This window comes from Allomuricauda sp. NFXS6 (assembly GCF_040148835.1).
GTDB lineage: Bacteria > Bacteroidota > Bacteroidia > Flavobacteriales > Flavobacteriaceae > Flagellimonas.
In genome coordinates, this window is record NZ_JAGEMG010000001.1 from 133,862 (window position 1) to 159,828 (window position 25,967).

The window sequence follows — 25,967 nt, forward strand, 5'->3', positions numbered from 1 at the left end:
TACAGCTTAAAAACACCCCATTAAGTTACTCTACCGCACATTTTTAACTTTTTGTGGTAGGGGAATATTCACTCGCAGCATATGAAAGTTCCTGGTAAGGATACATATAGGATTCAAGACAAGATTGATTTGATACTTAAGGTTAATTATAACTCATCCTTCTTTGCTGCCATTTTCGGATTGGTGTGTTTCTTCTTTTTGGATATTAAGGGGGTTATTCCCTATACTTTTTTGGGCTATGCCTTTATCAACTTGTTGAACACATTGCTATACAAACAGCATGAAAAGTTGGTGTTCACCTACAATTCGACCTCCATCCTTTCCATGTTGGGCGCCATCATTATCACGCTTTACAGTGGGGGAATCGAAAGCCCGTTTGTTTTTGTCTTGGCCATCATTGTTTTTGCAGGATATGTGACCACCAAAGTGTTTGGCCAACTTTATTTGATTTTAAATTTAGCCGTGCTAACCCTTCTTTTTCTGTATGATATTGGAGATTTCAAAATATCCGAGAACACCGTTCCGGCAGAATCAAGACACTGGTTTGCTTATTTGAGCGCGATGTTTGCCGTGTATTTGCTGGGTGGAGTCTTTGGAAAGAATCTTTTAAGGGCCCATCACAGACTGTACAAGTCTCGAAACGAGATCCAGGAACGCATAGAGGAGAAAGAAACGCTTTTAAAAGAGGTCCACCACCGCGTCAAGAACAATCTTCAGACGGTTTCAAGCCTGCTGAGCCTTCAATCCCGTTCTATTGATGATAGCAAAATCAGCAATATCATCAAAAGCAGTCAAAATAGGGTTGTTTCTATGGCCATGGTCCACGAAATGCTGTACAAACGGGATGACTATCTGTCCAAAATAGAGCTTAAACCCTATGTGCAGGAACTGTGCGATTATTTAGTACGTTCCGTTAAGGGAAGTGGCAACAATGTCCATGTAAATCTTGACATTAAAAACTATAAGCTCAGTATTGACACCGTTATCCCGTTGGGACTGATTATCAACGAGACCATAACCAATGCTTTAAAATACGGTATTGCAGAGGTCCGTGATGGCAAAATCCATGTATCGGTAGAAAAAATAGCGGACAATAGATACAAAATGTACCTTGGAGACAATGGTATTGGCTATTCCGAGGAAATAAACCCCAAGACAACCAATTCGTTGGGATTAAAACTTATTTATAACCTGGCACGGCAGCTTAGAGGTTCCATTACCAGGGACTACGCCAAAAAAGGTACTCACTATACCATCGAGTTTGAGGAGGTCATTGAGCAGTTTAACTCAGTGGACCAATAGGCAACCCTATCTTTTTCAAAAAAAAAGGCCGGAATACACCGACCCATCTTTACCTATTCCAACATGAACTTAAACTTTAATTTTTTTTCCTTAAGGAAAATGCAATGGTTGCCAAAACAAAAGCAACACTAAGGAACAACACAAAAGGTATTACCACATCCAATATCATGATTATGCCAATTTTGCGCTATTCTTTTTAGTTTTGAAAGAAAGCTCCTTTTTTATACGGGAGTTTTTAAACTTGTACAACCTAGCTGTTTTTCTGTCCTTAATAACAGAATTATTGATTTCAATTTTCATTTCAACACCGATGGTAATGGTGTCCACCTTAGCTTCTTTGGAAATATCTTGGGCAGAAGCCATGGTTCCGAAAAAAGTTACTGCGATGATGGTGAAAATTGTCTTCATTTGTTCTGTTTGTTTTACAATGTAAAAGTACTTTCACAGACAAGTTCAACTCGATTTCCATCGCTCAACACCCCTTTTCTTTCGGTGAATAAATTTTTTTCGGGTGAAATGTTTTTTATCGTCGACGAACGTTTTTAAGGTCAAAATCAACATACCGAACTCATATGCATTTCGTCGATAATTTGTTATGCAGTTCATCAGTAACTTACTGAACCGCAATAATTTATTTGTAAGAAAAAGATTATATTTATGTATTCTTTGTAAGAAAAAACAACGCTATTTGACCTTTATCAATCTAACCAAAGAGGAACGGGTTTTATGCCCATAGAAGGGATGATTAACATTTTTTAACGGCCATCCAAGTAATTGTTGGTATCTTATTACAACTAAACAAAAAACTAAAATGAACATCGTGAGAACTCCATTTTTAATTCTACTCTTATTGGCATCCATAAGTTGCCAGCCAAAGAACAAATCCGATAAACAAGAAGTTGCTCAAAAAGAGGAATCAAAAACCCATATGGCAACCAAATTGAGTGCAGAACAACTCCAAGAATATGAGACCGCTTATTTTGCCAGCGGATGTTTTTGGTGCGTGGAAGCTATTTTTGAAAGCGTAAAGGGCGTTAAGGAAGTATATTCGGGATATTCCGGTGGTTCGGAGAAAAACCCGACCTACCAACAGGTTTCGTATGGCAGAACCAGTCACGCAGAAGCCGTAGAGGTATATTACGACCCCAATGTAATATCCTTTACGCAATTGGTTCAGGTATTCTTTGGTTCGCACGACCCGACTACGTTAAACAGACAGGGGCCGGACCGCGGAACACAATACCGCTCCATTGCTTTTTATAAGAATGACAAACAAAAGAAAATTATTCAGGATTATATTGATAAACTGGAGGCGGAGAACGTTTATGGCGACCGAGCCATAGTAACGGAGGTAAAGCCTTTTGACAAATTTTATATGGCCGAAGCGTATCATCAGGATTACGAAAAGCGAAATCCGAATAACAGTTACATCAGAAATGTATCCATTCCCAGATTAAATCGTTTTAAAAAGAATTTTGAGTCCTACCTAAAAGAAGATGCACACTAAATATTGAAGGGTAGTTTGGCCGTTGAAGAAATTTTGGCAATAAGCAAAGAGTGGTTCCTTGGGACATCTTTAAACAAGCTAGTTCTTAAGAACCACCTCGCTGTATTTGGAGTTGATTTTGATGGTTTTCCCATCATTTTTACTAATATGATATCCCGTATGGATATTGGAACCATTGCTCTTGGTAGCTGTCAATTTTAAAGCCTTCGGGTATGTAAGGTCTGAGATAGTCTCATGTACGGAAATGGTATAAGGTGTTACAGGCAGTTTACAGTCCAACTCTCCATTTTCCATGGAAATGTCAATGGTATTAAAATTATCGGAAATCTCATCAATACTGAGTATGCCAAAATTATTGTTAAGCATAGCCTTGTTGGCAATTTTACCAATCAACACATTGGATGATACGGAATTTAATTTTAGCTGCTTTACGGCTTTTAAATTGATTTTATCCGAATAATCCGCACTAAGGCTGCCATAGTTCCAATTTTGGACCACCACCGGCGAGTAAGATACCCGAATGTCGGTATTGGCACCTTCAATGGTAGAGGCAAGCAAGCTTGCGTAGGACAAGCTTGCATTGATGTTTTTGGTGTTTTCGGCAAGTTTTACCTCACCGTGCCTCACGTTCAAGTTCAATTTAATGTACTTGGGCATTTTAATGATGATTCGTTTTTTGACCTTATACTCTTTGTGCTTTCCATCAGAAGAAAAATAAAACACATTGGGACTTCCATGAATGGTTCTTGCTTCTTCCCGTGCCTGTTTTCTTAGCTCTGCCTGTTCGCTCCTTAGCTCTTCCCTTTGGGCACGAAGTTCTTCTTGCTGTTCCCGTAGCTGTTCATGCATTTCTTCGCGCACTTTTTCTCGTTCTTCCCTGAGTTTTTCCCGTTCCTCCCTCATCTTTTCTCTTTGGGCCTCACGTTCTTCGGCCATTTTTTCCATACGCTTGCCCCATTCCTCAAAACTTTTCTTGTATTCATCATCAAAGGTTTTGTCGAACTCCTTTTTCCATTCCTTCATATACTTATCACCATCCTTTTTATAGGCATCGTAATCAAACTCTATTGGCGGCATCGGTGGTATGGGAGGCATAGCGGGCATCACATTGATTTCTGGTATGGTAAACTCCGGGATTTCCACACTCGCCATAATATCGGCAACCGAGGGCATTTCAGGAATATCGATATTAAATCCCTGAAAATCGAAGGCATAACTCGGTCCAGCACCTTCGGTACTTACCTCTATTTCCTTGCTATTGCCCATTATTTTGACCAAATCCCGCTCAAAATAAGCATTGGCTTCCTCTTGGTCCACGCCTTCCAGTTCGATGATCGCTGTAATTTCCACTTCATCCTTGTTCCACGTTTCAAATTCAATATCAGCGTAACTGGTATTGATGTTCAGTTCTGTGTCATTGTTGACGTTGAAAGTTTCCTTGTAGGTTTTGGACTTGTCCTGCGCATGACCGGTAAACCCGACCAAGACAAGAAGCAATCCGCTACACAATATTTGATGATTCCTGTTCATTTTTTGATGATTTTAATTGATTCAACTTTGTTTTTAACTTTTGCAATAACTGCAAGCGTAGCTGTAAATTATTGATCAAAGCGTTAATGGTTTGATCGTTGGGGCCCAATTCATTCAATTCCTCATTCAGCCTTTGATATTCCTTGTTCAGCTCTGCCAATCGATCCATATAACTATCCACCAGTTCCTTATTTCCTGGGTCATCGGCCAATTCCGATAGTTGTAGGTTGATGTTAGTTGTGTAATAAGTTTCTATTTTTTTAAGGTCTGGGGACAAATCACCCAACGAAATACCCTGAACTCCACCACCTGGATTATTGCGCTCCACAACAGTAACTTTTTCATCAGTACCCACCGGACCTTCATTACTGCTGAAGTAATAAAAAGAGAGTCCCACAGCCACCACAATCGATGCTGCAATCTGCATCCAGAGGGAAATGACCTTCTTCTTGGGAGGGTCGTTGGGCAGCTCCTTTTCCAGCTTCGAGAAAAAGCGGTCTTCGTGCCCATCCTTCATCTTGAAGCGTTTCTGCTCCCTTTCCTTTTCAAACAATTCTCTAAGATCACGTGCCATAAGCCAAATCTTTTAGTTTTTCTTTTAATTGTGCTTTTCCTCTTAGCAATCGAGTTCTAGATGCCGTTTCCGTGATACCCAGTATTCCAGCTATCTCCGAATGGTCATACCCTTCCACCAAAAACAATTGCACTACATATCTATATTTTTGGGGCAGCTCCTCAATGGCTTCCTTCACCTGTTCAATGGAAATCCCTTCCTCCACCGTCCAATCGTCCTCTTCCGCCACTTGCAAGTAATTTTCGTTCAATTCCACCGTTCGCTGGTGTTTCGACTTTAAAAAGTCGATACTGCCATTAACAACTATTCTTTTCAACCAGGCCCCAAAGGTAACATCGCCTTTAAACTGTTCAATCCGTTGAAAAGCTTTGATAAACGAATCTTGCAACACATCCTCCGCATCGTCCGAATTTTTAAGAAAGCGCATAGCCACACAGAACATACCATCGCAATACTGACGGTACAGTTTCATTTGTGCCTGGCGGTCGTTTGCCTTGCACTTTTCTACAAGCTCAATATGGAGCACACTCGGTTCTATGTTTGGTTTTTTAGTTGTTCTGTAATAAAGACGATGCAAAAAATACAACGTTGCAAATTAGGGTGTTTTTGGCGCATTTTTAACAAAAAAAGCCCCGCTGATTTTTCAACGGGGCTCATAATTAAAAAGTTACGTGACTTATTCGTCCAACATTAAATTTAAGTGCACGGTAATATTATCGCGTGTGGCCTTGCTGTAAGGGCACATTTCGTGGGCCTCCTTTATAATGGTCTCACCCATTTCCTTATCTACGGTCGGTAAATAGGTGTCCAAGGTTACTTCCAAGAAAAAGCCCTCTTCCTCTTTGTTGAATGCCACTATTGCGGTTACATTAAAATCACCAAGGTCATCCACATCGTGACTTTTAGCAACAGCTTCTACCGCGCCAGCATAGCAAGTGGCGTATGCGGCGGCAAAAAGTTCTTCAGGATTTGTAGATTTAGGGTCTGGCTTGCCATTGGAGTTTGGCATACTTATGTCAAAATCCAAAACGTCATCTTCACTCTTCACGTGTCCAGCTCGTCCTCCTGTATTAGTGGCCTTGGCCTCAAAAATAGTCTTCATCTTTTAAATGTTTATAGGTTCATAAGTATCGGTACCTGCGCGGTGACCGATAATTTAACGAAAAAGGTACCAATTTGTGGGCGGAAGTCCACCTTAACAGATATTAAATTTTTGTGAAATGGATAAATGAAAAAATATGGTGTATTCCCTTGTAAGTACAATCAAACCCGCAAAATCTTTATAAATTCGTATAAACTGATGAACAGTACTCTTGGCAGACGATAACAAAACACCTTCGGACACTATTTCCAAAATCAAAGCACTTAGAAAACAAGAGCTTTCTGCAGATGCTTTGGCTCAAGGTATTTTTGATGGCAATAAAGCGATGCTTGCCAAGGCCATAACCCTTTTGGAAAGCACAAAGGCCGCTCATTTTGAAAAAGCCAATGCCGTAATCGAGAAATGTTTGACCCAACCTACAAACAGTATCCGTTTGGGAATTACAGGCGTACCTGGGGTTGGCAAAAGCTCCTTTATTGAAACTTTGGGCAAAGCTTTGACCGATCAAGACAATAAAGTAGCTGTTTTGGCCGTGGATCCTACCAGTTCCTTGAGCAAGGGAAGTATTTTGGGCGATAAAACCCGAATGGAAACCCTGGCTAAAGATCCCGATGCTTTTATACGCCCCTCCCCTTCCGGAACATCATTGGGCGGTGTAGCTCGAAAAACCAGAGAAAGCATCATCCTTTGTGAAGCAGCTGGCTACAATGTAATCTTGGTGGAAACCATAGGTGTAGGCCAAAGTGAGATTGCCGTGCACAGTATGGTAGATTTTTTCCTTTTATTGAAACTATCGGGTGCCGGTGACGAACTTCAAGGTATTAAAAGAGGGATTATGGAAATGGCAGATGCCATCGCCATAAACAAGGCGGATGGCAGTAATTTGGAGCACGCAAAACTTGCGGTTACTGAATTTTCCAGGGCCTTGCACCTATACCCGCCCAAGGCAAATGGTTGGATACCCAAAGTGATGAAATGTTCCGCGGTAGAAAATACCGGCATCGAAGATATCTGGAAAATGGTCCAGCAATTTGTGGAGCATACCAAGGAAAACGGCTTTTTTGAAAAGAACCGACAACAACAAAACAAAAACTGGTTCCTTCAAACCGTGGATGAGTATATCAAACAATTTTTTCATCAAAAAGAAACCTTTAAAAAGGAACAGGCCAAATTGTTGGCGGAGATTGAAGCACACAAAATTTCACCTTTTTACGCGGCAAAAATCCTATTGGACAAGATTACCGAGGAACTTTAAATAAAAGCAATAAATTTGCACAGATTTTATACTGAATGAGCACCGTCACCGATTCCCTTTTATCCATAGTGGTTCCTTTGTACAATGAAGAGGACAACGTGGTTCTTTTAACCCAAAAAATCAATGAAAGCCTTGAGGGTTACAACTACCAAATTGTGTATGTGGATGATTTTTCCACGGACAAAACTCGTATCAAGGTCAAGGAAATGGACGATAAGAATGTCCATCTCATTGAACTGAAAAAGAACTATGGTCAAAGTTTGGCCTTGGCCGCAGGAATCGATTATGCCGAAGGAGAATACATCATCACGATGGATGGAGACCTCCAAAACGACCCTTCGGACATTCCACAGATGTTGGAATATGCCATCACCGAAGAATATGATTTAGTTACGGGCATCCGTCAGAAAAGAAAAGATTCCCAGGTAAAAAAAATACCATCTAAAATTGCCAACTTTTTGGTGCGCAGAGTGACTAAGTTGGATATTAAAGACAACGGTTGTGCCCTAAAAGTTTTCACCAAGGACATCGCAAAAAGCCTTAATCTGTATGGTGAAATGCACCGTTTTATTACACTTTTGGCATATTTGGAAGGTGCACAGATAAAACAAGTGCCCGTGAAGCACCACGCAAGACACGCAGGGGTTTCCAAATACGGATTGGAACGTGTTTTTAAAGTAGTCGCCGATATGATGCTGTTACTCTTTATCCGAAAATATTTTCAGCGTCCCATCCACCTCTTCGGAATCTTCGGGGTGTTGTTGGTGATCTTGGGAATTTTGATCAATGTGTATTTGTTGATCGTAAAACTAGGATTCGGACAGGATATCGGAACGCGGCCTTTGCTCATTTTTGGTATGATGTTCATTGTGGGAGGGATTCAATTATTTACTATTGGCATTGTTATGGAACTCTTGATTCGTACCTATTACGAATCGCAGCAAAAAAGACCGTATCGTATCAAAAAAATCAGCATAGGTGACGGAAAAGTTGCGTAAAAAACTCATTACTGCCTTAAAGATTGTTGTAAGTGCGGTCCTGATATACTTTATTTTTACCAAAATAGAGTTCAAAGATGTACTCCAGACCCTAAAAAAGAGCGACCCCTTATTTTTACTCTTGGCGCTGCTGTTTTTTGTGCTGTCCAAAGTTTTAGCTGCCTTTAGGACAAACTTATATTTCCATCAAATCGGAGCTAAGATTTCCCAGTTGAGCAATTTGAAACTTTACCTGTTGGGAATGTTCTACAACCTCTTTTTACCTGGAGGCATTGGGGGTGATGCCTACAAAGGCTACATCATCCAAAAAGAATACCAACCCGGTACCAAAAAAGTCGTTTCCAGTTTGCTACTAGATCGTTTAAGTGGGATGTTGTTACTTTTTGTGTATGCTTGTGCGCTTGCCCTCTTGGCAAAAAATGAATTTTTCCAAAGCTTTTATTGGTTGATAACTGCGGCCATTCCCTTGAGTGTGGTTGTGTTTTGGTTCGTGAACAAAATATTCTTCATCACTACCCTGCCTGTATTTTGGAAATCCGTAGGGTTTTCGGCCTTGGTGCAACTGGCACAATTGATCAGCGTATTATGTATTTTGAAGTCCTTGTCCGTTAGCTTGGACACTATTGAATACCTCTTTGTGTTCTTAGTTTCTTCGATTGTCTCCGTGATACCCTTGACCATTGGCGGAATCGGAAGTCGAGAAGTCACTTTTTTATACGGTGCTGAATGGTTGGGCCTGGATGCCAACACTTCCATCGGTATCAGTTTCACCTTCTTTTTGATAACGGCACTCACCTCACTTTTCGGAGTAATCTATCACTTTAAAAAGCCAAGACTGGATTCAGTAGATTAGTTCAAATGCACCAAATGCATTTTGTTCAATTTTTCTTCTCGTGTATCGGGATTCAAGAATTTGATTTGTAGTCGGGTAATCCGGAATTGGTCCACCGTAATTTGATTATCCCAAGCAATTTCTTTTTTCTGTAGTTGCTCCAATTCCTTGTCAGTAGCGTACACCCAAACATCTTTCATATTCTTCAATTCTGATGCCGAGACAATATTTACGGGGTTTTGATTATAGAAATCCAAAGCCCAGGTATGCCTTTCGTTTATCTTATAAATTTCATCCACCGGTATATTTTCTGCCTTCACTCTTTCTGCCATTGTGGAGCCTCCCTGGTATTCGAGCAATTTTGGATAAAAATGGGCATTCATCAGGCCGTTCAACAGCAAAGAGCTAAAAATGGCAACAGTTACAATTTTGGCATATGCAGTTTCCTTTTTTAGAATGAAATAAGCCACTAATGCAAGCGCCATCAGCAAGAACAAATAACTGTACCAATGCTCCAGTTTAAAGACGTAAAAACTCACCAATAAAGTGAAGACCACAACCAGAATCAATATAAAATATTGGATGCCCACAATAATTTTGGCCATCTTTAATTTCTCCTTTTGATGGAGGACAAATAAGAATGCTGCCGATAGAATCGCATACAATGGCATAAGAACATTCATGTAATGCGGCAATTTAAACTGCGCAAAACTGATGAGCAGGAACAAAATGGAAATACCTCCAACAGTCAAAAATTCCAAGTTGGGTTTGTAAGCGAATTTTGCATCCCAAAAGGCTTTAATTTTCTTCCAATACCCAATCAAAGCGAGTACCGTCCAAGGCAGGAAAACCCATAAAAAGGTGTGGAAGAAAAAGAAAAAATCGCTACTGTTCTTTCCTACACCCTCGCCACTCATCCGCTCAAAGCTCTGTTCCCAAAAAATAAAAAAGATGCCGCTTCGGTTATCTTTTCCTCTGATTACTTTCTCGGGATGTAAATCAAACTGGTGGTAGTAGGCATACAGCATCGGTGCAATGGTCAACACAAATACCAAAATTGCTGCCAACACCCTCCAATTGCGCAATTGCTGCCATTTTCGGGTATAAGTTAGGTGACACAGTATCGAAATTCCAATCACTACCAAAGCAATCTGACCTTTGGTAGAAAAGGCTATCCCCGCCCCAAAGGCTCCCAAAGCTATGCTTTGCAAAGTGTTTTTCTCAATATAGGTTGCCAACTGCCAGATGGAAAATATCGTAAATCCCGTCAGAACTGCATCGGTACGCACATCGATATTGGCCAAGACCATGGTTTGGGCCGTCATAAAAATCAATGAAGCAAACCGCCCCACGTCCTTGTTGTAAAGCAATTTTCCGAGACCGTAGCAACTGTAAGCTCCCAACAAAGTGGACAAAATACCGGGAATTCGGTACGCCCAATCGTGAATTCCAAATATTTTATAGGAAAGTGCGGCCAACCAGTAGTGCATATGGGGCTTATCCAAATACTCTTCGGGACCTTTGAAGAGGCTCAAAAAATCGTTTTCCTGAACCATTCGCATGGCCATTACAGCAAACTGGGCCGAATCGTTCTCGAACAGGGTTACGAACATCCCAATGATATAGACCAACACAATCAATCCAATATAAAACCAGTATCTGGCGGTTGAGATCATACCCCTGTTTTTTGGAAAGCAAATATAGCCAACTTGGCCCACAACCATCCAAAAAGGGAACCTACCAAAGCGCCCGTTATCACATCCAACGGATAATGAACACCGATATAAATTCGGCTATAGGCAACAATACAGGCCCAAATCAACAATACCCAAGAAATGTATTTCACCTTATTCTTGAAAATTACGGTAAAGAAAATCGCAGGTCCAAAAGAGTTGGCCGCGTGAGCGGAAAAGTATCCGAACTGTCCTCCACAATAACTTTTTACCAAACGCATGGCGCCACTTACTTCGGGTTCGTGGCAAGGTCGGAGCCGACCCACGCCATACTTAAAAAAATTGGACAATTGGTCGGTACAGGTAATCAGCAAGGCGATGGATACCAAAATTATTCCTGTTCCCTTCCAACCAAAAGTTCGGTAGGATAAATAAAGTAAGAGCAGATAAAGTGGTGCCGAATTTCTTGTGGTGGTCATAAACATCCAGAAACCGTCCCAAGTTTCGGTTCCCAAACCGTTAAGGAACAAAAACAGCTCTTTATCGTATTGCAGCAACTGTTCGATCATCAATCGTCGTATCTGGAGACTTCTCGATCATAAAAAGCGGTAGCAGCCTCAATCAAGCTTTCGGCTTCCCCCATCAAATCTTCCTCATCTTGTTTGGAGAATTCTTCCATCCATTCCACTTCATCATTTTCTAAGTTGATAATAAAGCGCGGGTATTCGGTATGGACGATAAAAATGGCTTCAGGATGATCTGTATTATCGGCCAATAAAAATTTAGGTAGTTCCATGTATCAGATAGTTAGATTTCAAATTTTGGAATCTTCTTAATTCAATACCCGATGTGTATTTTGAAGATTTCTCGTCCAAAAACCGTCAATTCGAGTAAAATTCCAGAGGAATTTTGTATCGAGAATCGTTTTTTGGCTTGAAATTCTAGTTCTCGATACAATTTTCTTTTGTTTCGACTTCGCTCAACAACCAAAAATCACTCGAACTGACGAATTTCGTCCAAAATCCACAACTGGTTTCAAATTCATAATTAAATGTGCCATATTGAACTCCCGCCGACTGGCGTGGTGTTCAACATCACATATATTTTCATTTTATAATGAGACCCTGAGACGAGCTCAGGGTGACAACCATTCTAATTTAGTTTTCAATCAATTTCTTGGTCAAAAAGTTGAATCGAAGATACAACATTACAGCCGATGCCGTAAGCCCCGACAACAACCCAATCCAAATTCCCGTGCTCTCGAAACTTGTATGCAGTCCCAAGTAATAACTGATGGGAAAACCAATCAACCAGTAAGCGACAAAAGTAATAAGCGTAGGTATCTTCACATCCTGTAAACCACGTAATGCGCCCAAAACCACCACCTGTAGTCCATCAGAAATCTGAAAAAAGGCGGCGACCAAAAGTAGTTTCGCGGCAATGATGATTACTTCGGTGTTATCGGCTTGGTTTGCCATATCGTCCACATCCAAATAAATGGTCGGCAACCAATGTCTCCCCAATAAGAAAATCACAGCGAAAGCTATTTCCACCAATAGCGTTAAGAAAAACACAGATTCCGCGATTCGCTTCAACTCTTTATGATTCCGTAGCCCTTTCTGATTTCCGACCCGTACTATGGCAGCCACACCGAGGCCCATGCCCACCATAAAAGTCATACTGCTCAAGTTCAATGCAATTTGATTGGCCGCTTGTGCATTTTTTCCGAGCACTCCGCTCAACCAAATGGCCGCGGTGAAAATGGCCACTTCAAAAAACATCTGCAAAGCAGACGGGAAGCCCAAACTGATGATTTTGTTCATTACTTTTTTTTCAATCTTTCTAAAATTGAAATGGGTCACGTAGGGTTTAAATTTCTCCTTGCGTTTTAGCAAATACCAGATAAAGACTACCATTATTATCCGTGATACCAGAGTACCGACCGCAGCTCCCACAATCCCCATTTTAGGAAAACCCAAAGCACCAAAAATAAGAAGGTAGTTAAGGGTAATATTCACCACGTTGGCTACAATGGTGGTGTACATGGGGTATTTGGTCTGGGATAGACCGTCCGAAAATTGTTTAAAGGCTTGAAATATGATCAAGGGCACCAACGAAAATGCCACCAAATCCAAATAAGGTAAAGCGAGCTCCACTACTTCTGGGGGCTGCTCCATATAGTGAATCAATGGTTTGGAAATCTGTATAAGTCCAAAAAGGGATAAGCCCAGTACGGTACAGAGCACCAAACCGTGTTTTAAGGCACTTTTGCCCGCCGCTTGGTCCTTTGCTCCATCGGCTTCAGCGACCAATGGGGTGATGGCAGTGGAAAAACCAATACCAAGTGACATTGCGATGAACACAAAACTGTTGCCCAAGGAGACCGCTGCCAGTTCTGCAGTTCCCAATTGCCCCACCATAATATTGTCCGCAAAGGCCACAAAGGTATGTCCCAACATCCCCAAAATAACGGGATAGGACAGTCTTAGGTTATAGGCGAACTCTTTGGTGTAATTTTGAAACACAACGGATATTTAAAAGGAGGGCAAATATAGCTAGATTCGCGACAATTTTGGTCGGTTGAAATATTAGGGAATTAATAAAGTTTATAACTGCTTCGCCTCTTCCCAGTACACATCCATTTCGGCCAAGGTCATATCCTGTATGGACTTTCCTGCTTCCTTGGCTTTTCCCTCCAAATATTGAAAGCGTTTTATGAATTTTTTATTGGTCCGTTCCAATGCATTTTCCGGATTGATTTTTAGAAAACGTGCATAATTCACCATAGAAAATAGCACATCTCCAAATTCGGATTCCATTTTATCAGCATTGTTGGCCTCCACCTCTTCTTGAAGCTCGCCTAACTCTTCCTTTAATTTTTCAAAAACTTGTTCCGGCTTTTCCCAATCAAAACCTACACCTGAAACCTTATCTTGGATTCGGTTGGCCTTGACCAGCGATGGCAAACCATTGGGAACACCTTCCAGTACGCTTTTCTTGCCTTCCTTTAATTTAATGTTCTCCCAGTTTTGCTTTACCTCGTCTTCATTTTCAACTTTTACATCGCCATAAATGTGCGGGTGTCTGTTAATGAGCTTCTCGCAGATACCATTGGCCACATCGGCAATGTCAAAATCCCGTGTTTCGGAACCGATTTTGGCATAGAACACAATGTGCAATAAAATATCGCCCAGTTCTTTCTTCACCTCTTCCAAATCATTATCGAGAATGGCATCACCTAACTCATAGGTCTCCTCAATGGTCAAGTGGCGCAGGGTTTGCATCGTCTGCTTTTTATCCCAAGGGCATTGCTCCCGGAGTTCATCCATAATGGTCAAAAGACGGTCAATGGCTGCCAACTGTTCCGATCTAGTGTTCATTGGTTTCAATTTTGACCAAAAATACGAAGTACCTAGATTAGAAAATCCATCATCAAAATTTACTTATGAAAAATTCGTCATTTCGAGTGGTTTTTTTAACCGAAGGTCAAAAAATGGTATCGAGAAAATAATTTTCTTGTGCATAAACCTTGTTCCCGACCTGCCTGCCGGCAGGCAGGTACTTTTTCCTTCTGAAAAAAATCGAACTGACGGTTTATGAAAAGTATTCTTGTATTTTTCAACAAAGCATGCTTACGGAAAAATATTGCTATCTTCAACGCAATTTTAAGGCAAACCCCGGTAGCATGAAACACCTTTTTATTGCTTTGCTCATAACTCCTTTGCTAATGTTTGGGCAAACCGATAATCCGTTTAAAAACGAGGTAAGATCCATACAAGAAAAAAATGACTCCCTTTGGGATTCTTCCAAACCAACAATTGTGTTTACGGGAAGCTCCAGTATTCGTTTTTGGGAGGATGTACAAGAGAGGTTTCCAGAACACCAAGTGCTGAACACTGGTTTTGGAGGCTCCCAGTTTTCTGATTTAGAATTTTATTTAGATGAGTTAATTCTTAATTACGAGCCCGTAAAAGTCTTCATTTATGAAGGCGACAACGATATTTTCGCCAAAAAAAGACCTCGAAAAATAGTACAAAGAGCCGAATACATTCTTGGCGTCCTTCAACAACGCAACCCTGATATGGAAATCGTTTTGATTTCTGCCAAACCCAGTATTTCCCGTTGGAAATATCGGGGCAGGTATCGCCGATTAAACCGTAAGCTCGAGAGGCTGGCTTCCAAAACAGAGGGAATCTACTTTCTTGATGTATGGTACCCCATGTTGGACAAAAGAAAAGTAAAACAGGACATTTTTATTGAAGATGGCCTTCATATGAACGATAAAGGATATGACATCTGGTATGATGTTATCAAAAATTACATAGACTAAAACTAAACAAACGTGATTTACAGATCAATTTTGCTGTTCGTTGCAGTTATCTGCATGGCAGCTTGCCAAACCGAAAAAAAAGAAATCAATTTTCCTAAAACAGACCTTGCGAAAGCCCCATTGATTCCGAAACCCATTAAAACCATTCCCACGGGAAGCGCTTTTGGGCTGGATGCGGGCACAGCTATTTACACTTCGACCACCGACCCTGATTTTGAGAAGGTTGGGAAGTTTTTATCTGAAAGCATCAAAGAGAAAATAGGACTGGATGTTGCCGTAAATGCATCAACTGGGGAAAAATTAGAACGATTGATCTATATCAACCAATCGGACAGTGTGGATTTGGCTACACCGGAATCCTATCAACTCTACATTAAAAAAGATTCCATTTTATTGAATGCCAAAACTGCAGCCGGTGCATTCCGGGGTGTGCAGACGCTTCGCCAACTTATTCCAGAGACCAGTAATGACACTTTGACGGACCGCCCCATGTGGGTTATTCCTTCGGGCAAGATAATGGATGCCCCTAAATTTGGTTACCGTGGCTCCATGCTGGATGTTGCCAGACACTTTTTCACCGTGGATGAAGTCAAAAAATATATTGATGGCTTGGCTTACTACAAATTCAACACCTTGCACCTACACCTCTCCGATGATCAAGGTTGGCGCATTGAAATCAAGTCTTGGCCCAAACTGACCGAGATTGGCGGTGCAAGCGAAGTCGGTGGTGGCGAGGGTGGATTTTATACACAAGAAGAGTATAAAGACATTGTAGCATATGCTGCCGACAGGCATATTACCATTGTTCCCGAAATTGATATGCCTGGACACACCAATGCGGCATCTTTGAGTTATCCTTTTTTACATTACGCTGGAGCTGAGACTCCTCGTGTACGAACCGACATGAAAGTTGGTTACAGTTCTTTTGATGCAAGAAAGGATACGGTGTACAGCTTTTTGGATGATGTAATTGGCGAAATCGCTGCAATGAGCCCTGGCCCATACTTCCACATTGGAGGTGATGAAAGCCACGTTACCAAAAAGAGTGATTACATACATTTTGTGGAAAAAGTGGAAAAAATTGTTGAAAAGCACGGCAAAAGAATGATTGGTTGGAACGAAATTGCGCAAGCTGAAATTAGTTCCAACGCTATTGCGCAACTTTGGAACGAACCAGAAAATGCCTTGAAAGCAGCCGAAAATGGTTCTAAAATTATTATTTCCCCTGCAAAAAAAGCCTATTTGGACATGAAATACGATTCCATTTCGGAATATGGCCTGAAATGGGCAGGTTACATCCCTGTTGATGTGGGATACCAATGGGATCCCGAAACTTATGTTGAGGGGCTCTCCAAAGAAAATATTCTCGGTATTGAAGCTCCGCTTTGGTCGGAAACGATTAGCAACGGTGCCGAATTGGAATATTTAGCCTTCCCACGAGTCATAGGGTATGCCGAATTGGGTTGGTCTCCCGGCGAGCACCTTGATTGGGACGACTACAAAGAACGCCTAGCTGCTCAGGTTCCTTACTTAGAATCCAACCAGATTAATTATTACCCAACAAAGTTGGTGGATTGGAAAAAAGAATAGTGTTTATTCTTCCTCTTCGGAGGCAGAAACAGTAGGTTCTTCAGCATCCTTTTCGTCTTCAACAAAGTCAGTAATGTTGTTGTCGATAAGGATGTTGTACCACTGTATGATTTTCTTGATGTCACTGGCGTACACACGATCCTCATCATAGTTGGGAAGTACTTCGAAGAAATACTCTTCCAACTCGATTTTGTCAGCTTTATGACTGATAGCCGTTTTTTTACCTTCTTCTCTTTCCTTGATTTTTTGGAATACTTCTTTTAGAGGAAGCTCTTCTTCCAAAGTGTAAATGGCTATTTCGGACAACACGCTTACATTGCTTCTTAAACCAACGGTTACACGTTTGCCATCCAAAAGGGATTCGCCAACAAAGCCACCTCGGGTTTGGGTCAATAATTTGTAAAGTCCTGGTTTACCTCCAATAGATAAAATCTTGTCTAATGCCATTCAAATAGTAATTTATGGGCGCAAAAATATGTTTTTATCGCAAACTGCGATTTTTTTAACGTCCTTTTTTGATATTGGGGAATCTCATTCTATAATCCACATCTATTTTTCCTTTGGAAATCTTCTCCAATCTGCTTTTTAATAGTCGCTTTCTCAAGGATGAAAGCTTATCGGTGAATAAAATGCCTTCAATGTGATCATATTCGTGTTGAATCACTCGGGCCAAAAGGCCGTCAAAGGTTTCGGTATGTTCTTTAAAATCTTCATCTAAATAAGTGATGGTGATTTCGGGCTTACGTTTTACGTCTTCTCGGATATCGGGGATACTCAAACAACCTTCGTTAAAGTCCCACTCCTTGCCACTCTCCTCCTCAATTTTGGCATTGATGAATACTTTTTTAAATCCATCAAGCTGTTTTTGTTCGGCTTCGGTCAATTCATCATCATCCGCAAAAGGCGTGGTGTCCACCATAAACATTCGAATGGGCAGACCTACTTGCGGGGCGGCCAGACCAACACCGTGGGCATTGTACATGGTCTCCCACATATTAGTAATCAATTCATCCAGTTTTGGATATTCTGAGGTAATATCCTTCGCTTTTTTACGCAAAACGGGGTCGCCATAAGCTACTATGGGTAAAATCATAAATCAAAATCTGTTTAAATAGGCCTGCAATATCAGCGTGGCACTTATTTCATCAACTAGGGCCTTGTCCCTTCTTTTTTTCTTTTTCATTCCACTGTCCAACATGGACTGTACCGCCATTTTGGAAGTGAACCGCTCATCTTGGCGCTCCACGGGAATGGAGGGAAATTTGGCTTTCAGCTTATTTAAAAAACCTTGGATCAGTGTTTCGGACTCAGAAGCTGTGTTGTCCATTTGCTTTGGCAATCCAATCACAAAACGTTCCACGGATTCCTTTTTAGTATACTCTTCCAAGAAGGTGAGCAGATCTTTGGTTTCAACAGTGGTCAAACCAGAAGCGATTAACTGAAGTTCATCGGTAACCGCTATTCCTGTCCGCACCTTTCCAAAATCCAAAGCCAAAATTCTAGCCAAAATATTTTTTTGGCAAAAATAACCTTAAAAATGTTATGCGCTTAAAAATGGGAACCATAATTCTGCCATGGGCCTTATCTTTGTCAAAACTTTAAGAAAAATGACAGGATTAAGAGCGGTGATAGAACAGGCGTGGGACAATAGAGCGTTGTTGGAAGATGAAAAAACGCAAGTCGCCATACGTGAAGTGATAGACCTAATCGACCTTGGCGAATTACGATGTGCTGAACCAACAGAAGGTGGTTGGCAAATCAACGAATGGGTGAAAAAGGCGGTGGTACTTTACTTCCCTATCCAAAAAATGGAGGTGTTGGAAGCTGGTATTTTTGAATATCACGATAAAATTCCTTTGAAAAAAGGTTATAAAGAAAAAGGGGTCCGAGTGGTTCCCCATGCAGTTGCCAGGCATGGCGCGTATATTTCCAAGGGAACCATCTTAATGCCCAGTTATGTAAACATCGGGGCTTATGTGGATGAGGGCACCATGGTGGATACTTGGGCCACGGTAGGCAGTTGCGCACAGATCGGTAAAAACGTCCACTTAAGTGGTGGTGTTGGTATTGGTGGCGTATTGGAACCTTTGCAGGCGGCTCCTGTAATTATTGAGGATAATGCCTTTATTGGTTCCAGATGTATTGTTGTGGAAGGTGTTCGTGTGGAGAAAGAGGCCGTTCTGGGTGCCAATGTGGTGTTGACTGCCTCCACCAAAATAATTGACGTTACCGGAGACGAACCCGTGGAAATAAAAGGCCGTGTACCTGCAAGGTCTGTGGTTATTCCTGGAAGTTATACCAAAAGTTTCCCTGCTGGGGATTATCAAGTTCCATGTGCCTTGATTATTGGGCAAAGAAAAGAAAGTACTGACAAGAAAACTTCGTTGAACAATGCCCTTCGTGAGCATAATGTAGCCGTATAATACCAAGTACGCTCAAATTTTTAGTCATCGATTGACCATATATTATGCATAGGGTTGTTTTTTTAATGAAAAAGAAGCAACCCTATCGCTTTTTTACCCTCTATCATATACTGAACAGAATTAAAATTTATGGTTTTAACATTTAATGAGTAGGGAAATTGCCAAGTTGATTGTTTGTAAGAAAAAGTAACACTTGAACAATTTTCACACTATTTTTTTGTTATAGATTTGTAAATACCAAACCCTACACCAATAAATTATGGCTGTATTGAGCGCCCCAAAGCAAAAATTATCAGCACTTATTATCACCTACAATGAGATGGGATACATTGAAAAATGCATTGATTCCGTTTCATTCGCTGATGAAATTATCGTTGTCGATTCCTATAGTACCGATGGTACCTACGAGTATCTTGTAAATCATCCAAAAGTCAAGGTAATTCAAAATCCGTTTGAAAACTTTACCGCTCAAAAGTCATTTACGTTAAAGCAATCCTCCAATGATTGGGTCCTGTTTTTGGATGCCGATGAAGTAGTGACCGATAAACTGCAAAAGGAAATCATCGAAACCATAAACAAGCCCGATGCACATGAGGCATATTGGTTCTACAGAAGCTTTATGTTCCAAAACAAACCGTTAAATTATAGTGGTTGGCAAACCGATAAAAACCACCGACTTTTTAGAAAAAGTAAAGCGTATTTTACAGATAGAAAGATTGTGCACGAAACCTTAGTGGTTGATGGAAAATCTGGAATCCTAAAGGAAAAATTAACCCATTTTTGTTACAAGAACTATGAGGATTACCGGATTAAAATGATTCATTATGGTGAGTTAAAAGCGCAACAAGAGTTTTTTAATGGCAAAACTTTTAACTACTTCAAGTTTGTAATCAAGCCGTTATGGCGCTTCTTCCACAATTATTTTTTACGTTTAGGATTTATGGATTTAAAAAAGGGTATTACCATTTGTTACTTAAATGCACTTAGTGTTTTTGTAAGGTATCGACATCTATACCTATTGGAAAAACAATACAAGTATGCTTCCGAACTAAAAAAAGAGAAAACTATGTCTAAATTACCTGAGAAGTCACTGGCCTCATTTTAATTCTTGGGATTCTGGGCAAGATTGCGACTTACAAATACTTGTTTGGTAATATTTGCATACTTTCGCAATAACCATCATACTTAAATGAAAGTAGTTTTAGAGAGTTCTTCTTTGTTTTTCAACAATTACACCGGTATACCATTTTATATTCTTAACCTTTATCAATCATTGTCACAAAACAACGATATTGAACCCGTTTTGGGCTTTCGATTAAAAAAGAGGTTTCAAAAAAAGAGCGACCTACAGATTGAGATTTTGAAAAACAATCATATTTGGCATCAAAATAATCTAGTGCTCTCCAAACAAAAAATTGATGTTGCCCACAGCCTTCATACTCCATTCTTAAATCCAAGTAAAACTTTAAAAGTCGCCACTGTACATGATTTAGCTGTTCACTTGCCAGAATTCAAAGAGTACGATTTCGCAAGTGAGTACTTTAAAAATAAAAGACTCCATCTCTTTAAGGAATTTTCAAAAAAAGCTGATGCCCTTATTACCGTGAGTCAATCCACCAAAGCCGATTTTTTAAAGTTTTTTGACTTCCCCGAGGAAGACATTCACGTTGTCCCATTGGCTCCTTCAAGATTTAGCATAACAAAAACCACAACGGATCATCCAATCATTTTAAATAAATTGAACCTGAAACGAAAAGAGTATTTTCTATTTGTTGGAGGTGTATCCCTAAGAAAAAACACACTAAACCTCATAAAGGGCTATCATCAATCAGCATCGAATATAGACACGAAACTTGTTATCACAGGAAAGATCCAAGAGTCTTTCCAATCGGAGGTTATAAAATATATCGTAAAACATCAGTTGGGAGAAAAAGTTGTTATAACGGACTACCTTAAAAAAAGTGAGGTCCAGTTTTTGTACGAACATGCCAAAGCTTTTTTGTTCCCGACGTTTTATGAGGGATTTGGAATTCCAATTTTAGAAGCTATGCACCATGGCTTACCCGTGCTAACAAGTAATACCGGAGCTGCACCCGAATCCGCAGGGGAACATGCCGTTTTGGTAGATCCATTTTCTCCCGAAAGTATTGGAGACGGAATAGAAAAAGTGGCCAACATTGACCAATCCCTGTTAGCAAAAGCGAAAAAGTATGCAGAACTATTTACTTGGGAACGAACTGCAAAAATGACCGCAGATGTTTACAAAAAGTATATATGATCCGTTAACAGACAAGGATAAATACGAACCAATAATCACTCGATAGGATATTTTTGTTTTATTTTTGACTCAAAATCCCCTAGAAAGTCAAGAACGTATGAGAATCGGCTTTGATGCCAAGCGCATTTTTCATAATTCAACAGGATTGGGCAACTACGGACGCGATGTTGTTCGTATTCTGAGTGAACATACCAATGTCTCGTGTTTCTATCTATTCAACACGAAACAATCCAATATAAAATTCACTCTCCCAGAGCGTAATGCGACGGTAGTATTTCCCGAGAGCTGGTTTTGGAAAAGCTTTCCATCTTTGTGGCGCCTTCTCGGGCAATGGAAGCAAATTATGGCATATGATTTAGACTTATATCATGGCCTATCTGGGGAAATACCTTATAATTTCAGAAAAAAATCAGTCGCCAAAACAGTTACCATTCACGACTTAATCTTTTTAAGTCATCCCCATTACTATAACTTCTGGGATCGATTAATTTACAAGCTGAAGTTTCGCTATGCTTGCCGAACAGTTGACCACATTATCGCAATAAGCAAAGAGACGAAATCGGAAATCATCAAATATTTTAATGTTGATGAGAAAAAAATCTCCGTAGTTTATCAAGGATGTCATGCCCTCTTTAAAACGGAAATAGAAACGGATAAAAAAAATGCTGTCAAGGACAAGTATCGACTTCCCAGCGAGTATGTTCTATATGTAGGAACCCTGCAAGAAAGAAAAAATGCCCTAACCCTTATAAAAGCTGTTGAAGGTACCGAACATCAATTGGTTCTTGTCGGAAAGGAGAAAAAATATGCCAGAAAGCTTTACGACTATGTTGAGAAACACCATCTTCAATCCCAAATAACTTTTATCAAAGATGCCGATTTAGAGCAATTAGTAGCAATCTATCAAAACGCCACCGTGTTTTGCTATCCTTCCTTTTGTGAAGGTTTTGGTATCCCCATTATCGAAGCACTTTATAGCAAAGTTCCAGTAGTCACAACAAAAAGTGGGTGTTTTCCTGAGGCTGCCGGTCCCGATTCTATTTTTATTGACCCAAGTAGTCCAGAAGATATTAGAAATAAAATAGTTTGGCTTTTCCAAAATCCAACCGAACGAAAAAAAATTGCTGAAAAAGGGTATCAATACGCTCAGCAGTTTAATGATGAAAACGTGGCGAAAAACCTAATAAACACCTATAAAAAGATATTATAAGTGGGCAAAATCTGTTTTTTTAATACAGCAAAAGCCTGGGGAGGTGGAGAAAAATGGCATTTTGAGGTCAGCAAGCAACTTAACGCAAAGGGTTATGATGTAATGGTTATCGCTGGAGAGGATAGCGCTTTGCTTAAAAAAATAAAGGAAACCAATATTCCTTACAGGGGTATACAACTATCCAACCTAAGTTTTCTGAACCCATTGAAACACTTGTCACTTACCTCAACTTTTAGAAAGGAGCGTTTTAACACTATTGTAATGAACCTTTCTCGAGACGTCAAAATTGCTGGACCATGTGCCAAAAGAGCTAATGTTAAAAGAATTATTTATCGTCGCGGTAGTGCGATTCCCATTAAAAACTCGTTTTTAAATCGGTATTACTTTAAAAACATTGTCACTGAAATACTTGCCAATTCACAAGCGACAAAAAAAACGGTTCTGGAAAACAACACAAAATTGTTTCCACAGAAAGATATACGGGTAATCTACAATGGGGTTGAAATTCAGGAATCTACAGAACAATTCAATCATCATAGGAAAACGAATTCCAAAGAACTTTTTTTGGTCAACTTAGGAAGGCTTGAATATCAAAAAAATCAAAAGTTTTTGATTCGATTATCCAAACAACTCAAGGATAAAAACATATCCCATAAAATGATTATCGGAGGCACTGGAAGATTAAAGGGAGAATTGGAATCATTGATACAAAAATATGGAGTGTCCGAGCATGTTCACCTAAAGGGTTTTATTGAAGAGCCTATTCATTTCATTTCACAAGCAGATGTTTTTGTTCTATCCTCTTTATGGGAGGGTTTTGGGTATGTTTTGGCTGAAGCAGCCATGTGCAAAAAACCAATAGTCGCCTTTAATGTCAGTAGTAATCCGGAACTTGTTCTCGATGGAAAAACAGGTTTCTTAGTACCGCTGAACAATTTAAAAGATTTTACAAACAAAATAATTCGTTTACAAAAAAACCCCACAATGAGAAAGGAAATGGGCATTGCGGGCAGAAATCACATAGTCCAAAATTTTGACAAAACACAACAAGAAAAAAAAATAGAATCGTATTTAATCAATGGCGAATAATAGAGCTAACAAAATATCAGCATTATTGATTACTCTCAATGAAGAGAAAAATATTGACGAAGTGCTGGAAAATTTAGCATTTGCAAATGAAATAATTGTCGTTGATTCCTTTAGTACCGATAATACAGTTGAAAAAGTAAGTCAACATAAAACCGTAAAGCTTATTCAAAGAGAATTTAAAAATTATACGGACCAAAAAGGATTTGCTTTGGAACAGGCTAACTATGAATGGGTTCTTTTTTTGGATGCAGACGAGCGTGTTACTCCCGAATTAAAAGAAGAAATCCTTCAAATTGTAAATCACAAAGAGAATACGGCTTCAGCTTACTATTTTTTGAGAACCTTCATGTTCAAAAACAAAGTACTTCATTTTAGCGGTTGGCAGACCGATAAAAATTATAGACTTTTTAAAAAGGATAAGGTACATTTTGCAAAGGACAGGATTGTTCATGAGACTTTGGTGGTAGAAGGAGAATCGGAAACACTAAAAAATAGGCTTATTCATTATTCCTACGCCAACTATGCTGACTACAAAAGAAAGATGGTCAAATATGGCAAAATGAAGGCAATGGACGAATTTAAAAATGAAAAAAAAGGAAGTTGGCTACATAGTATCTTTCGGCCACTATATAAATTCTTAAATCACTATATAATCCGCCTAGGTTTTTTAGATGGGAAAAAAGGTATTATCATTTGCTACTTGAATGCCTTAGGGGTACATGCAAAATACAAAGAGCTCAAACGGCTCCACAAAAATTTATAGGATGGACACGTTTCAAAATGAAATCAACAACTGCAATAAGGTACTGGAAGATGGAGGGCTCATCCTCTACCCTACCGATACTGTTTGGGGCATTGGCTGCGACGCCACGAATCCAGAAGCCGTAAAAAAAGTGTACGCCCTCAAAAAACGGGAAGATAGCAAAGCGCTTATTTGTTTAGTGGCCAATCAAGCTATGTTGGAGCGCCACGTAAAAGAAGTGCCCGATGTGGCCTACGATATTATGGACTTGGCCACAAAGCCCACCACTATTGTCTTTGACGAACCCATGGGCATTGCCAGCAACCTGGTGGCGGAGGACAACACATTGGCCATCCGCGTAGCTTCAGATAAATTCTGCCAATATCTCATCAATAAATTCAGAAAACCCATTGTTTCGACTTCGGCGAATATTTCCAGCAATCCCACCCCAAAACAATTCAAGGATATTGATGAAGAAATTTTAAAAGGAGTGGACTATGTGGTAAACTTGCAAGACGAAAATATAAACCCTTCTCCCTCCGCGATCATTAAATTGAGCAACGACGGACAAGTGAAGGTTATTCGGGAATAAGGTAAATAAAAAGGGGGGGGCAAAATAACCCCCTTTTTATTCTACAATGCTTTACAAAGTTATTGTATACCTCCGTTTCCAGGTCCAGGGCCACCACCTCCACCGGAACCACATGCGGGATCACTATAATCATGAGGACAATTATATAAATAATCTGACCATATATTTAAAGCTATACTCGGCACATCCTCTTCTGAAGATGAAGTAGCCCAGAATGAGGTGATTACATCATTCCATTCATGTAAATAATTTGCTTGTATCGTTGTGCCCCTGGCGTCAGCAAATACAAGACCACCTGTATTGCTGAAACTTCCCGGATAAAATTCAATGTAGGCATTAGTCACTTTAAAAGAACTAATTTCATCGTTAAAGTTAATACAATTAGTTTCATATTGATTACATCTCAAGTGGGGGTTAACATATAAATAACTAAATGATTTAGTAAATGTGTAGCCCCCTAGACTGTGGGCAGTCGCAATCGTAAAACTTGGTCCTGAAGCATCAGCAGTGGCACCTTTATCAACTTCTTTAATCATTAATGGGTCAAGTGCTTTAATTCTATCCAAAAGTTCACTGTATTGAACTGGGTTCTCGATAAAGCTTTTCATTTTATCTTTTGAAGTGAAGATTAGAAAATCCTTCAATTCACCGTTAATGTAATACACAAGTTGTTCATTATCATAAAATGTAGATAAATCAACATAATCATCACCATTTAAAACCATGAATTTCCCACTAGGCTTTTCAGAATAAACTGTTGTTCTTACTCCGTCAATATATGCAATACTCTGGGTTAGTTCCAATTCCAATGAAGTTTCGTCACTAAAACTAGGATTCAGTATTTCTTCGTCTTGACAAGAGAAGAATATAATCATCCCAAATAAATAAATAAAAAATTTTTTCATAATTAAAATTGTTAATGGTTACTATTCTTACAATT

General features: G+C 39.8%; 28 protein-coding genes. 14 read left to right on the plus strand and 14 right to left on the minus strand.

Annotated features, from left to right (window positions below; translation table 11 throughout):
* Positions 1–81: 81 nt before the first annotated feature.
* The gene (locus J4E06_RS00590) at positions 82–1,302 is read left to right on the plus strand and encodes a sensor histidine kinase (protein WP_349522105.1); all 1,221 of its coding nucleotides are present in this window, start codon (positions 82–84) and stop codon (positions 1,300–1,302) included.
* 171 nt (positions 1,303–1,473) lie between these two features.
* Here J4E06_RS00590 and J4E06_RS00595 read toward each other — a convergent pair whose 3' ends face one another.
* Entirely contained in the window at positions 1,474–1,710 is a 237-nt protein-coding gene (locus J4E06_RS00595; RefSeq protein ID WP_349522106.1) for a hypothetical protein, read from the minus strand.
* Between the two features lie 403 nt (positions 1,711–2,113).
* Between J4E06_RS00595 and msrA the strand changes: the two genes are divergently transcribed.
* Complete coding sequence (msrA, locus tag J4E06_RS00600; RefSeq protein WP_349522107.1) at positions 2,114–2,809, plus strand: peptide-methionine (S)-S-oxide reductase MsrA; 696 nt, start codon at positions 2,114–2,116, stop codon at positions 2,807–2,809.
* Positions 2,810–2,887: 78 nt separating this feature from the next.
* On the opposite strand, the gene J4E06_RS00605 is transcribed toward msrA, so the two are convergent.
* The 4 genes from J4E06_RS00605 to J4E06_RS00620 form a co-directional block, all read right to left on the minus strand.
* Entirely contained in the window at positions 2,888–4,339 is a 1,452-nt protein-coding gene (locus tag J4E06_RS00605; protein WP_349522108.1) for a hypothetical protein, read from the minus strand.
* Complete coding sequence (locus J4E06_RS00610) at positions 4,311–4,913, minus strand: hypothetical protein (RefSeq protein ID WP_349522109.1); 603 nt, start codon at positions 4,911–4,913, stop codon at positions 4,311–4,313. Before J4E06_RS00610 ends, J4E06_RS00605 begins: the two co-directional genes overlap by 29 nt.
* Entirely contained in the window at positions 4,903–5,439 is a 537-nt protein-coding gene (locus J4E06_RS00615; RefSeq protein ID WP_349522110.1) for an RNA polymerase sigma factor, read from the minus strand. The genes J4E06_RS00610 and J4E06_RS00615 overlap by 11 nt, the downstream gene beginning before the upstream one ends.
* 150 nt (positions 5,440–5,589) lie before the next feature.
* Entirely contained in the window at positions 5,590–6,015 is a 426-nt protein-coding gene (locus tag J4E06_RS00620) for an Ohr family peroxiredoxin (protein ID WP_349522111.1), read from the minus strand.
* A 211-nt stretch (positions 6,016–6,226) separates the two neighbouring features.
* On the opposite strand from J4E06_RS00620, the gene meaB reads away from it, so the two are divergent.
* Genes meaB through J4E06_RS00635 form a run of 3 tightly spaced genes read left to right on the plus strand, consistent with a single transcriptional unit; the run spans position 6,227 to position 9,121 of the window.
* Entirely contained in the window at positions 6,227–7,270 is a 1,044-nt protein-coding gene (meaB, locus tag J4E06_RS00625; RefSeq protein WP_349522112.1) for a methylmalonyl Co-A mutase-associated GTPase MeaB, read from the plus strand.
* 35 nt (positions 7,271–7,305) lie between these two features.
* Entirely contained in the window at positions 7,306–8,268 is a 963-nt protein-coding gene (locus J4E06_RS00630; RefSeq protein WP_349522113.1) for a glycosyltransferase family 2 protein, read from the plus strand.
* On the plus strand, positions 8,249–9,121 hold the full coding sequence (locus J4E06_RS00635) for a lysylphosphatidylglycerol synthase transmembrane domain-containing protein (protein ID WP_349522114.1): 873 nt from the start codon (positions 8,249–8,251) through the stop codon (positions 9,119–9,121). Before J4E06_RS00630 ends, J4E06_RS00635 begins: the two co-directional genes overlap by 20 nt.
* On the opposite strand, the gene J4E06_RS00640 is transcribed toward J4E06_RS00635, so the two are convergent.
* The 5 genes from J4E06_RS00640 to mazG form a co-directional block, all read right to left on the minus strand.
* Complete coding sequence (locus J4E06_RS00640) at positions 9,118–10,776, minus strand: ArnT family glycosyltransferase (protein ID WP_349522115.1); 1,659 nt, start codon at positions 10,774–10,776, stop codon at positions 9,118–9,120. The two genes, J4E06_RS00635 and J4E06_RS00640, sit on opposite strands and share 4 nt — an antisense overlap.
* A complete protein-coding gene (locus J4E06_RS00645) occupies positions 10,773–11,342 on the minus strand; it encodes a phosphatase PAP2 family protein (RefSeq protein WP_349522116.1) in 570 nt (189 codons plus the stop codon). The genes J4E06_RS00640 and J4E06_RS00645 overlap by 4 nt, the downstream gene beginning before the upstream one ends.
* Complete coding sequence (locus J4E06_RS00650) at positions 11,342–11,569, minus strand: DUF8828 family protein (protein ID WP_349522117.1); 228 nt, start codon at positions 11,567–11,569, stop codon at positions 11,342–11,344. Before J4E06_RS00650 ends, J4E06_RS00645 begins: the two co-directional genes overlap by 1 nt.
* A gap of 361 nt (positions 11,570–11,930) precedes the next feature.
* Positions 11,931–13,298 (minus strand): MATE family efflux transporter, encoded by a 1,368-nt coding sequence (locus J4E06_RS00655; protein ID WP_349522118.1) that lies wholly within the window; start codon positions 13,296–13,298, stop codon positions 11,931–11,933.
* Between the two features lie 81 nt (positions 13,299–13,379).
* Positions 13,380–14,153: a nucleoside triphosphate pyrophosphohydrolase gene (gene mazG / locus J4E06_RS00660; RefSeq protein ID WP_349522119.1), complete on the minus strand. Its 774-nt coding sequence runs from the start codon at positions 14,151–14,153 to the stop codon at positions 13,380–13,382.
* Between the two features lie 305 nt (positions 14,154–14,458).
* On the opposite strand from mazG, the gene J4E06_RS00665 reads away from it, so the two are divergent.
* Both J4E06_RS00665 and J4E06_RS00670 read left to right on the plus strand, forming a co-directional pair.
* Positions 14,459–15,103: a GDSL-type esterase/lipase family protein gene (locus tag J4E06_RS00665; RefSeq protein WP_349522120.1), complete on the plus strand. Its 645-nt coding sequence runs from the start codon at positions 14,459–14,461 to the stop codon at positions 15,101–15,103.
* 54 nt (positions 15,104–15,157) lie between these two features.
* A complete protein-coding gene (locus tag J4E06_RS00670; RefSeq protein ID WP_349522601.1) occupies positions 15,158–16,693 on the plus strand; it encodes a beta-N-acetylhexosaminidase in 1,536 nt (511 codons plus the stop codon).
* Positions 16,694–16,696: 3 nt separating this feature from the next.
* Here the strand turns inward: J4E06_RS00670 and J4E06_RS00675 are convergent, their stop codons facing one another.
* The 3 genes from J4E06_RS00675 to ruvX are packed head-to-tail and all read right to left on the minus strand — an operon-like array spanning position 16,697 to position 18,200.
* A complete protein-coding gene (locus tag J4E06_RS00675) occupies positions 16,697–17,140 on the minus strand; it encodes a DUF5606 family protein (protein WP_349522121.1) in 444 nt (147 codons plus the stop codon).
* A 55-nt stretch (positions 17,141–17,195) separates the two neighbouring features.
* Positions 17,196–17,786 (minus strand): peptide deformylase, encoded by a 591-nt coding sequence (def, locus tag J4E06_RS00680; protein ID WP_349522122.1) that lies wholly within the window; start codon positions 17,784–17,786, stop codon positions 17,196–17,198.
* A gap of 3 nt (positions 17,787–17,789) precedes the next feature.
* Complete coding sequence (gene ruvX, locus J4E06_RS00685) at positions 17,790–18,200, minus strand: Holliday junction resolvase RuvX (RefSeq protein WP_349522123.1); 411 nt, start codon at positions 18,198–18,200, stop codon at positions 17,790–17,792.
* Between the two features lie 100 nt (positions 18,201–18,300).
* Here ruvX and J4E06_RS00690 point away from each other — a divergent pair, with 100 nt between their 5' ends.
* From J4E06_RS00690 to J4E06_RS00720, 7 genes are all read left to right on the plus strand, one after another.
* Positions 18,301–19,116, plus strand: a complete 816-nt coding sequence (locus tag J4E06_RS00690) for a 2,3,4,5-tetrahydropyridine-2,6-dicarboxylate N-succinyltransferase (RefSeq protein ID WP_349522124.1) — start codon at positions 18,301–18,303, stop codon at positions 19,114–19,116.
* A 259-nt stretch (positions 19,117–19,375) separates the two neighbouring features.
* Positions 19,376–20,221, plus strand: coding sequence for a glycosyltransferase family 2 protein (locus tag J4E06_RS00695; protein WP_349522125.1), 846 nt, complete (start codon positions 19,376–19,378; stop codon positions 20,219–20,221).
* 84 nt (positions 20,222–20,305) lie between these two features.
* Positions 20,306–21,394 carry a glycosyltransferase family 4 protein gene (locus J4E06_RS00700; RefSeq protein WP_349522126.1) on the plus strand — a complete coding sequence of 363 codons (1,089 nt, stop codon included), beginning with the start codon at positions 20,306–20,308 and terminating at the stop codon, positions 21,392–21,394.
* Between the two features lie 97 nt (positions 21,395–21,491).
* The gene (locus tag J4E06_RS00705) at positions 21,492–22,604 is read left to right on the plus strand and encodes a glycosyltransferase family 4 protein (protein ID WP_349522127.1); all 1,113 of its coding nucleotides are present in this window, start codon (positions 21,492–21,494) and stop codon (positions 22,602–22,604) included.
* A complete protein-coding gene (locus J4E06_RS00710) occupies positions 22,605–23,693 on the plus strand; it encodes a glycosyltransferase (protein WP_349522128.1) in 1,089 nt (362 codons plus the stop codon).
* Positions 23,683–24,456: a glycosyltransferase family 2 protein gene (locus J4E06_RS00715; protein ID WP_349522129.1), complete on the plus strand. Its 774-nt coding sequence runs from the start codon at positions 23,683–23,685 to the stop codon at positions 24,454–24,456. Before J4E06_RS00710 ends, J4E06_RS00715 begins: the two co-directional genes overlap by 11 nt.
* Before the next feature lies 1 nt (position 24,457).
* Entirely contained in the window at positions 24,458–25,027 is a 570-nt protein-coding gene (locus J4E06_RS00720; RefSeq protein WP_349522130.1) for an L-threonylcarbamoyladenylate synthase, read from the plus strand.
* 59 nt (positions 25,028–25,086) lie between these two features.
* Here J4E06_RS00720 and J4E06_RS00725 read toward each other — a convergent pair whose 3' ends face one another.
* The gene (locus J4E06_RS00725; protein ID WP_349522131.1) at positions 25,087–25,932 is read right to left on the minus strand and encodes a hypothetical protein; all 846 of its coding nucleotides are present in this window, start codon (positions 25,930–25,932) and stop codon (positions 25,087–25,089) included.
* Between the last annotated feature and the right edge of the window lie 35 nt (positions 25,933–25,967).

Excerpts from the sequence above, each read along its gene's own strand:
- J4E06_RS00590 (WP_349522105.1), top strand. The coding sequence starts at position 82 with ATGAAAGTTCCTGGTAAGGATACATATAGGATTCAAGACAAGATTGAT.
- J4E06_RS00630 (WP_349522113.1), top strand. The coding sequence starts at position 7,306 with ATGAGCACCGTCACCGATTCCCTTTTATCCATAGTGGTTCCTTTGTAC.
- J4E06_RS00665 (WP_349522120.1), top strand. The coding sequence starts at position 14,459 with ATGAAACACCTTTTTATTGCTTTGCTCATAACTCCTTTGCTAATGTTT.
- mazG (WP_349522119.1), bottom strand. The coding sequence starts at position 14,153 with ATGAACACTAGATCGGAACAGTTGGCAGCCATTGACCGTCTTTTGACC.
- J4E06_RS00595 (WP_349522106.1), bottom strand. The coding sequence starts at position 1,710 with ATGAAGACAATTTTCACCATCATCGCAGTAACTTTTTTCGGAACCATG.
- J4E06_RS00670 (WP_349522601.1), top strand. The coding sequence starts at position 15,158 with ATGGCAGCTTGCCAAACCGAAAAAAAAGAAATCAATTTTCCTAAAACA.
- J4E06_RS00725 (WP_349522131.1), bottom strand. The coding sequence starts at position 25,932 with ATGAAAAAATTTTTTATTTATTTATTTGGGATGATTATATTCTTCTCT.
- J4E06_RS00700 (WP_349522126.1), top strand. The coding sequence starts at position 20,306 with ATGAAAGTAGTTTTAGAGAGTTCTTCTTTGTTTTTCAACAATTACACC.
- J4E06_RS00705 (WP_349522127.1), top strand. The coding sequence starts at position 21,492 with ATGAGAATCGGCTTTGATGCCAAGCGCATTTTTCATAATTCAACAGGA.
- J4E06_RS00675 (WP_349522121.1), bottom strand. The coding sequence starts at position 17,140 with ATGGCATTAGACAAGATTTTATCTATTGGAGGTAAACCAGGACTTTAC.
- J4E06_RS00620 (WP_349522111.1), bottom strand. The coding sequence starts at position 6,015 with ATGAAGACTATTTTTGAGGCCAAGGCCACTAATACAGGAGGACGAGCT.
- J4E06_RS00605 (WP_349522108.1), bottom strand. The coding sequence starts at position 4,339 with ATGAACAGGAATCATCAAATATTGTGTAGCGGATTGCTTCTTGTCTTG.
- J4E06_RS00610 (WP_349522109.1), bottom strand. The coding sequence starts at position 4,913 with ATGGCACGTGATCTTAGAGAATTGTTTGAAAAGGAAAGGGAGCAGAAA.
- J4E06_RS00690 (WP_349522124.1), top strand. The coding sequence starts at position 18,301 with ATGACAGGATTAAGAGCGGTGATAGAACAGGCGTGGGACAATAGAGCG.
- J4E06_RS00720 (WP_349522130.1), top strand. The coding sequence starts at position 24,458 with ATGGACACGTTTCAAAATGAAATCAACAACTGCAATAAGGTACTGGAA.
- J4E06_RS00645 (WP_349522116.1), bottom strand. The coding sequence starts at position 11,342 with ATGATCGAACAGTTGCTGCAATACGATAAAGAGCTGTTTTTGTTCCTT.
- J4E06_RS00640 (WP_349522115.1), bottom strand. The coding sequence starts at position 10,776 with ATGATCTCAACCGCCAGATACTGGTTTTATATTGGATTGATTGTGTTG.
- def (WP_349522122.1), bottom strand. The coding sequence starts at position 17,786 with ATGATTTTACCCATAGTAGCTTATGGCGACCCCGTTTTGCGTAAAAAA.
- J4E06_RS00695 (WP_349522125.1), top strand. The coding sequence starts at position 19,376 with ATGGCTGTATTGAGCGCCCCAAAGCAAAAATTATCAGCACTTATTATC.
- msrA (WP_349522107.1), top strand. The coding sequence starts at position 2,114 with ATGAACATCGTGAGAACTCCATTTTTAATTCTACTCTTATTGGCATCC.
- J4E06_RS00715 (WP_349522129.1), top strand. The coding sequence starts at position 23,683 with ATGGCGAATAATAGAGCTAACAAAATATCAGCATTATTGATTACTCTC.
- J4E06_RS00650 (WP_349522117.1), bottom strand. The coding sequence starts at position 11,569 with ATGGAACTACCTAAATTTTTATTGGCCGATAATACAGATCATCCTGAA.